The 12315-nt window shown below is 69.1% G+C and carries 15 protein-coding genes and 2 pseudogenes; 6 read left to right on the top strand and 11 right to left on the bottom strand.

Annotated features, from left to right (window positions below; translation table 11 throughout):
• Positions 1–111: 111 nt before the first annotated feature.
• Entirely contained in the window at positions 112–306 is a 195-nt protein-coding gene (locus tag ACIBX3_RS20795; protein WP_397119253.1) for a hypothetical protein, read from the top strand.
• 137 nt (positions 307–443) lie between these two features.
• Here ACIBX3_RS20795 and helR read toward each other — a convergent pair whose 3' ends face one another.
• The 3 genes and pseudogenes from helR to ACIBX3_RS20780 all read right to left on the bottom strand — a co-directional run.
• A complete protein-coding gene (helR, locus tag ACIBX3_RS20790) occupies positions 444–2591 on the bottom strand; it encodes an RNA polymerase recycling motor ATPase HelR (protein ID WP_397119251.1) in 2148 nt (715 codons plus the stop codon).
• Positions 2592–2779: 188 nt separating this feature from the next.
• Positions 2780–2974, bottom strand: a complete 195-nt coding sequence (locus ACIBX3_RS20785; protein WP_397119249.1) for a glycosyltransferase — start codon at positions 2972–2974, stop codon at positions 2780–2782.
• A 336-nt stretch (positions 2975–3310) separates the two neighbouring features.
• A pseudogene (locus ACIBX3_RS20780) lies at positions 3311–3490 on the bottom strand (transposase); the annotation flags it as partial.
• Between ACIBX3_RS20780 and ACIBX3_RS20775 the strand changes: the two are divergent.
• Positions 3404–3664: a zinc ribbon domain-containing protein gene (locus ACIBX3_RS20775; protein WP_397119247.1), complete on the top strand. Its 261-nt coding sequence runs from the start codon at positions 3404–3406 to the stop codon at positions 3662–3664. The pseudogene ACIBX3_RS20780 and the gene ACIBX3_RS20775 overlap by 87 nt on opposite strands.
• A 330-nt stretch (positions 3665–3994) precedes the next feature.
• A complete protein-coding gene (locus ACIBX3_RS20770; protein WP_397119245.1) occupies positions 3995–4933 on the top strand; it encodes an RNA polymerase sigma-70 factor in 939 nt (312 codons plus the stop codon).
• Between the two features lie 34 nt (positions 4934–4967).
• Here the strand turns inward: ACIBX3_RS20770 and ACIBX3_RS20765 are convergent, their stop codons facing one another.
• The 4 genes from ACIBX3_RS20765 to ACIBX3_RS20750 all read right to left on the bottom strand — a co-directional run bounded on the left by ACIBX3_RS20765 (position 4968) and on the right by ACIBX3_RS20750 (position 6815).
• Entirely contained in the window at positions 4968–5402 is a 435-nt protein-coding gene (locus ACIBX3_RS20765; RefSeq protein ID WP_397119243.1) for a GNAT family N-acetyltransferase, read from the bottom strand.
• A gap of 93 nt (positions 5403–5495) precedes the next feature.
• A complete protein-coding gene (locus ACIBX3_RS20760) occupies positions 5496–5681 on the bottom strand; it encodes a hypothetical protein (RefSeq protein WP_397119241.1) in 186 nt (61 codons plus the stop codon).
• 200 nt (positions 5682–5881) lie between these two features.
• On the bottom strand, positions 5882–6370 hold the full coding sequence (locus ACIBX3_RS20755) for a hypothetical protein (RefSeq protein ID WP_397119239.1): 489 nt from the start codon (positions 6368–6370) through the stop codon (positions 5882–5884).
• Positions 6371–6386: 16 nt separating this feature from the next.
• Positions 6387–6815 (bottom strand): MarR family winged helix-turn-helix transcriptional regulator, encoded by a 429-nt coding sequence (locus tag ACIBX3_RS20750; RefSeq protein ID WP_397119237.1) that lies wholly within the window; start codon positions 6813–6815, stop codon positions 6387–6389.
• 269 nt (positions 6816–7084) lie between these two features.
• Here ACIBX3_RS20750 and ACIBX3_RS20745 point away from each other — a divergent pair, with 269 nt between their 5' ends.
• Positions 7085–7438, top strand: coding sequence for a hypothetical protein (locus ACIBX3_RS20745; RefSeq protein ID WP_397119235.1), 354 nt, complete (start codon positions 7085–7087; stop codon positions 7436–7438).
• 86 nt (positions 7439–7524) lie between these two features.
• Here the strand turns inward: ACIBX3_RS20745 and ACIBX3_RS20740 are convergent.
• Positions 7525–8285, bottom strand: a pseudogene (locus tag ACIBX3_RS20740) (DNA glycosylase AlkZ-like family protein).
• Positions 8254–8889, bottom strand: a complete 636-nt coding sequence (locus ACIBX3_RS20735) for a class I SAM-dependent methyltransferase (protein ID WP_397119233.1) — start codon at positions 8887–8889, stop codon at positions 8254–8256. Before ACIBX3_RS20735 ends, ACIBX3_RS20740 begins: the two are co-directional and overlap by 32 nt.
• Here ACIBX3_RS20735 and ACIBX3_RS20730 point away from each other — a divergent pair.
• Positions 8889–9137, top strand: coding sequence for a hypothetical protein (locus tag ACIBX3_RS20730; protein WP_397119231.1), 249 nt, complete (start codon positions 8889–8891; stop codon positions 9135–9137). The two genes, ACIBX3_RS20735 and ACIBX3_RS20730, sit on opposite strands and share 1 nt — an antisense overlap.
• Positions 9089–9685 (top strand): helix-turn-helix domain-containing protein, encoded by a 597-nt coding sequence (locus ACIBX3_RS20725; RefSeq protein WP_397119229.1) that lies wholly within the window; start codon positions 9089–9091, stop codon positions 9683–9685. Before ACIBX3_RS20730 ends, ACIBX3_RS20725 begins: the two co-directional genes overlap by 49 nt.
• Positions 9686–10881: 1196 nt before the next feature.
• Here ACIBX3_RS20725 and ACIBX3_RS20720 read toward each other — a convergent pair.
• Positions 10882–11493 (bottom strand): glyoxalase, encoded by a 612-nt coding sequence (locus ACIBX3_RS20720; protein WP_397119227.1) that lies wholly within the window; start codon positions 11491–11493, stop codon positions 10882–10884.
• 83 nt (positions 11494–11576) lie between these two features.
• The gene (locus tag ACIBX3_RS20715; RefSeq protein WP_397119225.1) at positions 11577–11933 is read right to left on the bottom strand and encodes a VOC family protein; all 357 of its coding nucleotides are present in this window, start codon (positions 11931–11933) and stop codon (positions 11577–11579) included.
• Positions 11934–12315 lie beyond the last annotated feature (382 nt).

Below are 12315 nucleotides of genomic sequence, written 5' to 3'. Positions count from 1 at the left end.
CGAGGCCGGGGAGCGGCGCGCGCTCGGGTGCGCCGCCGGGTGAACGCAGTGCGCCGAGAAAATGGCGCCTGAGCCAGCGGATGCCGTCGGGGTCGAGGCCGCGCCCCCACCGTGATCGAGCGCTTCCTCCCCGCTCCCTGGAACGACTGGATGGGCTCCCTGACGGTCCCATCACTGACGAGGCAGTTGACCGGCGTTCCCGGCTCCGGTGCCTTCGGCCCCTCCTCAGCCATCGCGATCCTGGCCGGTTATGTCGTGATCTCCCTCCTCACGGCAGCCCTGGCCATCAACCGCCGCGACGCCTGAGCACAACCGCTCCCTCAGCGCCCTGTCGCTCCATCGAGCTCGCGGTGCCACAGGTCCTCACAGATCCCGCGACGCCGGCGAGCAGGTGGCGGCGGTAGGTGGTGAACGGCCGGAGCAGGTGTTCGCCCCGGCCGGCGTCAGGAGCTCGTGAGGATGACGAGTTGCTGGGTCGCTCGGGTCATGGCGACATAACGGTCGACCGCTCCTTCGATGCCCTGGCCGAACGCCTCTGGGTCGATGAGGACGACCAGGTCGAACTCGAGCCCTTTCGACAGCTCCGGGGTCAGCGACCGGACGCGGGACGTCTCCTGGAACGTGGGATCGCCGATGACGCACGCGATCCCGTCGTCATGCTCGGCGAGCCAGGTGTCCAGGATCGAGCCCAGATCCGAAGCGGACCCGTGGACGACGGGGACGCCGTTGCTGCGGATGGAGGTCGGCACGTTGGCGTCCGGGAGCACGGCCCGGATGACCGGCTCGGCTTCCGCCATGATTTCTTCCGGCGTCCGGTAGTTGATGCTCAGGGAGGCCAGGCTGATCCGGTCGAGCCCGATCCGCTCGAGCCGTTCCTGCCACGACTCCGTGAACCCGTGCCGGGCCTGAGCACGATCCCCGACGATGGTGAAGCTCCGGGACGGGCACCGGATCAGCAACATCTGCCACTCCGCGTCGGTCAGTTCCTGAGCCTCGTCCACGACGACGTGCGCGAACGGGCCGGCGAGCAGATCCGGGTCGCTGCCGGGCAGCTCGGTGTCGTCGACCAGGGTGTTCTGCATGTCCTGTCCCCGCAGCATCGTCACCAACCCTTCACCGTCGTCATCGGCCTCGAGGAGGTTGTCGACGACCCGCGCCATGCGCTCGCGTTGGGCCGCGACGGAGGCGTCATGCCGACGCTTACGTCGCGACGCCTCCGGGTCGCCGAGCCGCTGCCGTGCCGCGTCCAGGAGCGGCAGGTCGGACACCGTCCAGGCCTGGGCGTCTTCGCGCTGCAACCGCCGAACGTCGTCGGGGCTGAGCCAGGGAGCGCACATCCGCAGGTAGGCGGGTACCGACCACAGGTCTCCGACGAGGTCAGCCGCTTCGATCAGCGGCCACGCGCGGTTGAAGGTCGTGAGCAACTCCCGGTTCCGCAGCAGCGACTTGCGCAGCAGGTCGGCCGGGGCCTCGCCGTCGTGCTTGTCCACCAGGATCGTGAGCAGTTCCTTCCAGATCTGGTCGCGGGCCTCGTTGTGCGGGGTACCGGGTTCTGGTGCTTCGAACGCCTCGGCCCAATCGTCGGCGCTCAGCCAGATGTCGGACCAGTGGGTCGTGACCGTCATCCCCTTGGTGGGCGGGTTCTCGTAGAACCTGACGGCCGGCTCGATCGCCTTCACCAGGTTCGCGGACGACTTCAGGAGGGCCACGTCCGGGTCGGCCTCGATCGCCGCTGCGGCTCCCTCGGCGACGAGGTCCCGCAGGGTGCAGGTCTGCACGCCCTCCTCTCCGAGGCTGGGGAGGACGTCGGCGACGTAGGCCAGGTAGGGCTTGTGCGGACCGACGAACAGCACGCCGCCGCGGCGGTGACCGAGGCGAGGGTCGGAGTAGACGAGGTAGGCGGAGCGGTGCAGGGCGACGACGGTCTTCCCCGTGCCCGGACCGCCGTCGACGACGAGAGCGCCGCGGGATCCCGCCCGGATGATGGCGTCCTGGTCGGCCTGGATGGTGCCGAGCACGTCTCGCATGCGTGCCGACCGGTTGCTGCCCAGGCTGGCGATGAAGGCGGACTGGTCGTCGAGCGCGGCGTGCCCGGCGAACCCGTCCGAGGTGAACACCTCGTCCCAGTAGTCGCTGATCCGGCCGCGGGTCCAGCGATACCTGCGGCGGCTTGCCAGACCCATCGGGTTGGCGTGGGTGGCTCCGAAGAACGGCTCGGCGGCGGGTGAGCGCCAGTCGAGCAGCAGCCGACGACCCGCGCTGTCCGTAAGGCCGAGTCGTCCGACGTACACCGGCTCGGGGTCGTCTGCAGTCACCATGTGTCCGAGGCACAGGTCCAAACCGAAACGACGCAGCGCGCGCAGGCGAGCGGTCAGCCGGTGGATCTCCAAGTCCCGGTCCATCGCCTGCCGGCCTATGCCGCCGGGCGCCTTGCGCTCGGCATCGAGGCGGTCGGACAGGTCGGCGATCGACTGCTCGAGGCTTTTCGCGATGGCCGCGAAGTGCTGCTCATCGCCGGCGATCAGCGTCGGGTCGGCCTTGCGGGAGAGGCGGTCGGGAAGGTCGAACGCGCTGGTAGTCAGCGGGTTCACGTCATTAGCTCCGATCTGAGTCGCTTGCGACCATTACGCGTAACAAGGTCTGAACCGGCGTGACAAACGTAGCGGCCAGGACGAGCGGCGCTCCGTCTGAGGTGGACGCCGTGGCCGTTGCCGGTTCAGGTCGCCAGGGTTTGCAGGTTCTCGTGTTTCCGGGTCCCGGCTCGGCGATCCCGCGTGGTTCACGCGGACACGGGCGGCCTTTCCCGGCTGACCACGTCGAGCGGCACGCCGACACCGGCCAGCCGCTGCGCGAACTCCTCGTCCGGCGGCGCGTGCACCCGCACCTCCACGCCGAGTTCCCGCAAGCGCACCGCGAGTGCCGCCAGCGGTTCGACGTCCCCGCGCGACCCATACGTCGACAACAACACGCGCACTTCGCGTCCCCCATTTACGCAGGTTCTGGCCCCGGCCGACGATTCTGCAGCACGACCCGGGTCTTGCCGCAAGCCCCCCGGTGCGCTATACGTTGAGAGTGGAAAGGAGCGGGATGCTCCCCTTTCCCTTCAACGTCCGCCGTGGACGTCCTCCTCGCGAAGCCGCGCCGCGTACGCCGGTGCCGTCGGCCCAAGAGGGTCCCCATAGGCCTACCGGATGCAGCCGCGGAACGAGAAGTTCTTCACTCTCTTCAGCCTCATCTAGCGAGGAACCCCGGGCGTTTACGTTTACGCCCGGGAGGAATCGCTTCCCTGACCTGAGCTTGCCTCCGGACGTCAGTCCGGACGCTTCTGGTTCTCGATGTACTCCTTGATGATCGGTAGAGGTGCTCCCCCGCAGGAGGCGGCAAAGTAGGACGGCGACCAGAAATGACCGCCCCACAGATACCTGAGGATATGGGCAGGATACTCCCTGCGCAGGAACCGGGCCGAAACGCCCTTGAGGCTGTTGACCAGGGCCGCACCTCCCAGCAATGCTCGCACTGCGGGCACGTGGACAAGAACAACCGGCCCGATCAGGAAACCTTCACCTGCACGTCGTGCGGCTTCGCTGAGCACGCCGACGTCAACGCGGCCCGCAACATCGCCTCACGCGGTGCGGCGGGCTGGGCAGTGAGTCACGCTGCCTGACGCGGACCGGACCGTCGACGCAATCGACGGCGAGGAGGTGCAAGCTCGGTCGTTTACGTTTACGGCCGAGAAGCTGACAGCGGATACGGCGTAGCCCCTGGACGTCGCTCCGTATGCTCCGTATGAACATGGGGCGTTGGCGCCTCGCGCACCCGCGGCCGTGGCATCTGCCTGGATGTACCGAAGGGCCGCCGTCTGTTCCTCCAGAGATGGCGACGCATAGCGTTGATCATGTTGGCGCTACGCTCTTTGCCGTCGTGGTGTCACAAAACTGCAGTGCCCGGCATCTTGTGGGTGACACAGTCGAGTGCGAACAGACAGGAGCCACCCATGGCCAGCGTTGCGGACCACGCCGGAGGTCGCGGCGGGGACAGAAGCGGGAACGACCGCCCCGACCCCGCCACCGAGGCGTTCGTCACCCACCGCAACCTGCTCTTCACGGTCGCCTACGAGATGCTCGGCTCGGCCGCCGACGCCGAGGACGTCCTTCAGGAGACCTGGCTGCGGTGGGCGGACGTCGATCTCGGCACGGTGCTGGACCAGCGCGCGTACCTGGTCAAGATCGCCACCCGGCAGGCGCTCACCAGACTGCGCGCGCTCGGGCGGCGCAAGGAGTCCTACGTCGGCCCCTGGCTGCCCGAGCCGCTGCTGACCTCGCCCGACGTGGCCGAGGACGTCGAGCTGGCCGAGAGCGTCTCGATGGCGATGCTGCTGGTGCTGGAGACGCTCACGCCGACCGAGCGGGCGGTGTTCGTGCTGCGCGAGGTCTTCGATCTGGCCTACGACGAGATCGCCGAAGCCGTCGACAAGAGCCCGGCCGCGGTCCGCCAGATCGCCCACCGGGCGCGGGCACACGTCGCCGCGCGCCGGCCGCGCGGGGTCGTCTCCCCGGCCGAGACCCGAGGCGTGCTCGAGGCGTTCCAACGGGCGGTCGAAACGGGTGATCTGCAGAACCTGCTCGACATCCTCGCGCCGGATGTCGTCGCCCTGAGTGACGGTGGCGGAATCAAGCAGGCCCTGCTGCGGCCCATCGTGGGAGCCGACAGGGTCGCTCGCGTGTTCGCCGCCGGTTTGAACAAGGTCGGCGCCGAGATGTCGCTCAAGCCGGTGCAGGTCAACGGCGGCCCGGCGCTGCTCGTCCGGCTCAACGGGGAGATCGACGGCGTCATGGCGGTGCGGGTCGAGGACGGCTTGGTGACCGGGCTCTACTACGTGCGCAATCCTGAGAAGCTGTCGCGTGTGGAGCAGGAGACGGCAATGGGCCGTTGACTCTCAGGGTGCTCGATCGGCACCGATCCGCGGGTTACCTCGGATGCCAGCGGCCGATCTTCTTGGAGATGAGAGTGGCGCCGATGCGCGTGTAGAACCGCTGAGCCGCCTCGTTGGTCTCGGCCACTTCCCAGCGGATCAGCTTGCCCTTTGCGGCTTCGGCGACCGCGCGCATCAGCTGCTCTCCCACTCCGCAGCCGCGTTCGGCGCCGGAGACGTACAGGTCGTCCAGCGCGAGGTAGTCCTCGCCGGACCAGAAGCTGATCCGCTCCAGCCAGGAGGCGTACCCGATGGCCTTGCCGTCCCGCTCGGCGATCAGATAGGCGATCTCCGAACGGGTCAGCATCCGTTCGAGGCCGGGGACGCTGACAGTGATGGCTGATGCCTGGTCTTGGTGCTCGGCCAGCTCGCGGATGAGGCCATGCACGGTGGAGGCGTCATCGGGTGTGGCGCGACGAATCGATATCACGGTGGTCCTCTCAGGACGGGGTCAGGGACTGGATGTTGTTGAGGGCGGCTGCCGGCCTCGCATGCTTGTGAATGAGCCGGATGGGCCCGGCGGTCATTCGCCCGGGGTGCTGCGACCGGTGGGCGGGACGTGGCCGAGCCGCCGCAGCGCCGGCACCGCCGCGCCGCCGAGGCTGTCGCGGGTGGCGGTTGCGGCTTTGTGCGGCGGCGCCGAGCCGACGACCAGGTTGGTGGTCAGCGCCATGGATGCGGCGTCGACCCGCAGACGACAAGGGGACATCCCTTCAAGATCGATCTCTAGGTGCCCGGCGACCGCAGGCGTCCCGGGATCTTCAGATGGATGGCCTCGCGCGCCGGGTACACCCTGCACGCGAGGCGAGAACCGTACCCCCGTTAGGTACTGTTGGAACAGAACCCTACCCCGGCTGGGTATAAAGGAGATGCAGGTGTCCGACGAAAAAAGCGACTTCGAGCCGGGGTCTATCCGTGTTCGGCGTGCCGCCCGTGATCGGTGACCTGGGCGTCGAACCAGGCATGTAGGGCCTTGAGCAGGGACGGGTCGGAGGTGGTGTAGGCGACCTGCGCTCCGGCAGGGGTTTGCGCGTAGCTGATGTCGATCCGGCTGTGACCTTGTTCGAGTTCACGCAGGCCCGGCATCCCGGCGCCGTGGATGGAGGCCGGATCGCCGAAGTCCCCCTGCCTGAAGTTCGCGGCTTCCATGGTGAGGTGCTCACGGATGAGCTTGACCTGCTGCTCGTCAGCCGGGTCATCTGCGGTGACGGTTTGAAGGCCGCCCGTGGCCGCCTTGGTGAAGCGGTGAGTGGTGCGCTCGAGGTCGAAGGGCATCACCTGTTTGCCCTTGTCCGCGACCTCCGCCTGGCGGTCCGCCAAGGCGGGTTGCCCGTTCCGGCTGATGAGCGCATAGCCGGCGATGGCGATGGCGATGACCGCGAGCGCGGCGATGAGCAACAGGACACGTCGATTCTTAATTTTCATCCATTGCCTCCGTGAGGATTTCGAGGGCGCGCAGCACATTGGTGCGTTCACCCGCAGGGACACGGTCCAGCGCCGCCGAGAAGCGTGCCGCCCTGGCCGCGGCCAGGCGCTTCGCGGCGTTGGTCCCGGCGGGAGTGAGCTGGACCAGCACGCCTCGCCCGTCATCCGGGGCCGGCGTGCGTTCGGCCCAGCCGCGATTGATGAGCTGGGTGACAAGGCGGCTGGTGCTGCTCTTTTCCAGACGGAGTCGCTGAGCCAGGTCGCTCTGCCGCAGGGCGCCGTCCCTGGCCAGCTCCCCCAGCGCATGGGCCTCCGACACCGGGATGGGCTGGCCGCAGGGCGTCTGATCGGGCCGATGGAGCCCGAAGGCCCTGACGAAGCCCGCCACCGCTTCCTGGAGTTCGCGCTCATCCGCCATGGTTCGACCATACAACTATGTTGTTGCAAGCTGCAACCAGATGGCGGCGTGATCATCGTCAGCCCGCGTACGGCACGAACGGCGAAGCTACACCTGAAGGAACGATCGCTGTCGCAGCAGACCGGCGAACGCTGTCACATGCCACGACAAACCCAACCGGCAAGAGTCCGCGTAATGCCCTGCCGCCGCCCTGTCTCAGCCCAGTTCCCCGCGCCGAGAATGAGTGCCGGAAACAGGAAGAGGCGGACATGGCATCCACGGGATCGCGTTTGAAGAAGCCAAGCGTCGTGCTGGGCACGGCTGTCGTGCTGGGCACGGCTGTCGTGCTGCTGACGGGCGGGACGGCGAGCGCCGGCGCCGGCCAGGCGGGATCGGGCGCGGCGCTCGCGGTCCCCTGCGGGGACGGCCCGTACAGCGGCGGCTACTACTACGACTCCTCATATTCCAACCCCAACGCGTGCCGCAAGTGCCAGGAGGCGGGCGCCAGACTCGAGGCCACCGGCAACTGGCGCGCCTACTGCAAACAGCGGTACAACCCGGCCGGCACGCTCACCCGGGTGGAGCTCTATCGCCACTGCCTCGCCTGCCTGAGCGACGAAGCGGCCCGCGTCGAGCGACCCTAGGCCCCGGCGATGACCAACCCACTAGGCCGGGACATCGTTGTGGTGAACGGGAAGACGCGACCTCCACTGCCGTGACCGGGCTGGGCTCACAGCAGGGTCACCGAGACGACAGCGCGTGTGCCCAGGAAAACGCCCAGCTCGTCGGCCGCGGCCTGCAGCGCGGCGGTCTCGGCGGCGCCGAACGGCCGGTACAGCGCCACCTCGAGCACGACGGCGTCGGCCCGGACGGTGCGCTTCCAGCGGCCTGCCACCTGTGTGTCGACCACGATGACGCCGTTCGGCAGGGCGAGCTTGTCCGGTGCCGCTGCCGCCAGGCCGTCGAGGTCGAGCAGGTGCTTGCTCTGCCTGTAGCCGACGATGTATTCCTCGTACGCCTGCAGCAGCCGCACCGACGGCGGCGGGGCCGGCGGGGGGCGTTCCCCGGCGCGGACCAGTAGGTGACGCCGTCGACGTCGGCGCTCTCCAGCGCGTCGCCGGCGAATGACAGCCCGGTGGCGATGTCGGCGCGCGTGAGGCTGGACCACCACGCCAGGTCCTTGGCCGTCGCCGGTCCGTGGCTGGTGAAGAACCGGCGGACCAGCTCGGCCAGCGCCGCTTCGCGCTCCAGGCTCGCCGCCCGCGGGGCCCGCTCGTCGAGCAGCGCGTACGTGTGCCGTTCACCCCGGCCAAGATCGTACGTCGTCGTCGTGGGTCTTGGATGGTCGGGTCGGGGGCTCCCGCGTCTGAGGGCCGGTTCATGCTCATGGGATTCCTTTCGACAAGGCAAGGGGAATCGGCGCCGGAGCCGCGGCCCCCGGCGCTGTCGGATGGTGTGATCACCGGCGTCGGATGGCGCGCACGACGACATCGTGGAGAAGGACCGCCCGGCCCCCGTGGCCGGTGAGCGTGCGGAGGTGCTCTTCGGCGGTGACGATCTCCCACTCCACGCCGTCCATGCGCGTGGTGATGGCCGCGGACGTGACCGACGCTTCGGCAGGAGGGTGGTGCCCGTGGCCGGCAGAGCCCGGGGTGTTCAGATGCCCCACGATGAGCAGCGTGCCGCCGGGAGCCACCCATCCGGCGATGCGGTCGTAGAACTCCAGCTGGGACATCGCCGGGTGGGCGTAGTGGGTCATGACCAGGTCGAACTGGGCGTCCGGGCTCCAGACGCTCAGATCCGCCTCAACCCACCGCAAGCGCTCGGGGGCCCCGCTCGTAGCCGCGCGCTCGGCAGCGCGAGCAAGGGCCTCGGACGAGATGTCGGCCGCGGTGACGTGCCAGCCGTGGGAGGCAAGCCAGATCGCCTCGGCACCACCGCCGCACCCCGCATCCAGTGCCGTGCCCGGTGTCAGGCCGCCGGCCTCACGAGCGAGGTACGGGTTCGGCGGGTTGCCGCCCATGGATCCGGGATCCCCAGCTCCCCTCTGTTGCCAGTGCCGCTCCCAGAAGTCCTTGTCGAATCCGTGCGTCATTGATCGTTCTCCTCGTTCGCGATGATCTCTCCGCCGTGGCCGGCGACCTCGTCGCGGCCACGCGCCAACAGCTCCGCCGGGCTCACCCGCGCCGACGGATCGTGCACCCCTCTGCGGGCGCGTTCCTCGGTTCGTTCTTCATCGTGATGACGGAGAAGGCGGATGTGCAAACGTTGTTGCCGAATGGCAAAATGAACGGATGGATGAAGCCATCGACCGCACTCTTGACGCCGTCGGACCGAGGTTGAAACGCCTTCGGCTGCATCGAGACGTCACGCTCGCCGACCTCGCGGCGGAGACCGGCATCTCCACCAGCACCTTGTCCCGGCTCGAGGCGGGCCTGCGACGTCCCACGCTCGAGCAGCTGCTTCCGCTTGCCCGCGCCTACGGGGTCACACTCGACGAGCTCGTCGACGCGCCGGCGACCGGCGACCCCCGCATCAATCTGCGCCCCATCCCCTGCGGCGACGGCTCGATCATCGTGCCGCTGACCCGTAGGCCCGGAGGAATCCAGGCCTACAAGTTCGTCCTCCCGGCCGGAAGCGACGACGCCGAGCCCGACCTGCGTACCCACGAGGGCTACGACTGGGCCTATGTCCTCAACGGAACGCTCCGCCTTGTACTCGGGGAACACGACCTCATCCTCAAGCCCGGGGAGGCCGCGGAGTTCGACACGCGCACCCCGCACTGGTTCGGGGCCACCAGCGCCGGCCCCGTCGAGTTCCTGAGTCTCATCGGGAAACAAGGCGAACGCGCGCATGTCCGTGCAGCGCCGAGACCTGGCCCGGCCGAGTAAGAAAGCTCAGGGACCTCACGAGAAGCAGTGATCCTGGGAACTGCCCGCTCGGGCACGACGGTTCTCCACCGGCGAGGCCACCGTCTTCTGGCGCCAGGGGCCGCAGCGCCACAGGTTGCCGCTCATACGCTCCCGATTTCCTCGGGGCCGGCAGCGGAGGTCCCGCCTCCGGGCGAACGTCGGCGGTGACGGCGCGGCCTTCGGCGGCCACCGCGAGTCGCAGGCAGGACACGGCCCGGCGGCCGTCGAGCAGCGCCGTATGACCGCCGCGTACGGCGTCGGCAGTGCCTCTGCCTTGCTGTCCTGCATGTAGATCCGCCGGCCCACGCCCAGGGCGAGCCCGTCAGGTCCAGGGCATGAACAGTTGCCGGCACTCGCCATGCGAGCTTTCTGTTCCCAGCCGGGTGCCTGACTGGCGCCCGGTCCCCGCCTCCATCGGTGTGTCACGCCTGTGGAACAGCGTCCGGCGGGGCGGTGGCCCAAGAGCCCCACCCCCCCCAAGAGCGCGGAGTCAGGCCCCGGCAGCGCGGTTCTCAGCCACGGTCCGCCCGGCCCTGCCGGACGGACGCGGCTTCGGCTTCCATCGGATCGCCGCCCAGCCTCGGCCGGCGTGCGACGAGACTACGCCGATGTCCGTTTTACTGAGGTAACACAGGGAACCGAAGACGCTCTCGAAGTGAATGCGACTGCCCGGGAGCTTGTGCGCGTTGGAGGCGACGACCCCCACGCGGTCGGTGATGTGCGGCAGCGGCCGGCGTTGTTGATCAGCCGGTCGAGGGCGCCCTGCCAGGCGGTGGCGAACTTGCGGGCCGAGGCGAGGTCGGCCAGGTCGCGTTCACGTACGATTCCACCGCCTCCGAGGAACTGGTCGCGGCCAAGCAGCGCCTGGAGGAGTTGGCCACCGAGTTGATCGAAGGCGGACTGCGCCGGGGCGAGGTTCGCGACGAAGCCGCCGGGCGAACGGCACCGCTGTCCGGTAGCGACACTTCCAGCGCGACCTCCGGCGGGGCGGCCGCTTCGGTTCACGTCCGTTACGTGACGTCCCCGCGCGCCCGCTGCGGTCCGCGCCTTCGTCGGGTCGGCTACGGCCCTCCGGGAGTCTGCGGAATCCGGCGGCCGGGACGATGTCGGTCAGGTCCGGGTGGACGGTCAGGTGGCCGACGGTGGCGCGCAGGTCGCCGAGCCGGCCGCCTGCCTCAGACGGATGCGGCCTCCCATACGAACCCGTCGGGGTCGGTGAAGGCCCCCGCATCGCCGCCGATCACGATCCGGTGTGATCCGGTGCCCTCCTGGGAGACGCCGGTGTCCTTGGCGAGGGCGCGGCGCGGGTAGAGCGCCAGCGTGACGGGCGACGACGGGGTGTCGAACTCGACGTACTTGCCGCCGAAGCTCTTCGCCACGGCCAGGCCGCGGTCGACGTAGAACTGCTTGCTCGCCTTGACGTCCACCGCTCCCAGCAGGAGCGCGACCTGGTCGATGTGCCGGACGGCAGGGCCGGTGTCCTTCTTCTTCGACGACGCGATCTTGCAGATCGTCCCGTCCGGGGCGCGTACGACGCCGCCGTAGCCCCAGAACCCCTTCGTGGCCGGCTTCAGCGTCGTGGCGCCGGCGTCGAGGGCGGCGCCGATGAAGGCGTCGACGTTGCCCGGCTGGGACACCACGAGGGACAGCGCGAACCCGCGGAAGCCGGTCGTTGGCGCGTCCGAGGCACGTACGTTCACGTATGGCCCCAAACCGAAGGCTTTGTAGAAGGCGTCCGCGGCCGTGGGGTCGGGAACTTCCAGGGTGACGGATTCGAAGGAGGTCATGGCAGAGGTCCTTTGAGTGAGGTGGGTTCGTCGTCTTGCCGGCGGCCGCTACGCCGCGGACATGGCAGGGGGCAGGCCGGCGCTCACCGGTCCTGCAGGAGGCCCAGGATGTTGTCATCGGGGTCGATGACGGTGGCCACCAGGCGGCCGCCGCCGACGTCGTGCGCGGCCTCCTTCACGGTGGCCCCCGCGGCGATCACCTCGGCCAGCTTCGCCTCGATGTCCGGCACGTGCCAGTAGGCCACCGGCGAGGTCATGCCCTGCGGTCCGCCGCCCGGCACCAGTCCGATGTGCTGACCCTCGGCCTCGAAGCCGACGTAGTAGGACGATTCGGTCTGCGGCGGGATACCGAGCAGGGCCGCATACACCGCCTTCGCCTTCGCCAGGTCGGACACGGGGTGCAGCACGGTCTTGATTCCCTGGGTGGCAGAGCCGGTCATGGTCACTCCTGTGCAGTCGTGGGTCACCTCGACCCCGCTGTTTGCGTACGCACAGCTTTTCTCCCGGCCTGGCCGGCCCGCATCCGTGGTGACCACGGAACCGGCCACGGATCGACGGCACGGATCTCGCAGGGGTCCCGGTGGCAATCGCGGAAGAAGCCGCCGCCGCGACCAACCGCAAGCGATCCGGCGCTCGTCCACTTGAGGCTGAGAACGGCGGCTCTGACGGACCGGCGTACCCGGCTCATCAGCAGGGCCGCCGCCGACGGTGCGAGCACCGCCTCGCCCCGCGCCGTGGCCCGGACCGCCCCCAGGAGCTCGTCGCGGGGCGCGTCCTTGAGCAGGTAGCCGGTGGCGCCGGCCTCGGTCGCGGCAGCACGTG

It is taken from the genome of Nonomuraea sp. NPDC049480 (genome assembly GCF_044465905.1).
GTDB lineage: Bacteria > Actinomycetota > Actinomycetes > Streptosporangiales > Streptosporangiaceae > Nonomuraea.
The sequence above is the reverse complement of the archived record's forward strand: the minus strand, read 5'-3'. Positions and strand labels throughout refer to the sequence as shown.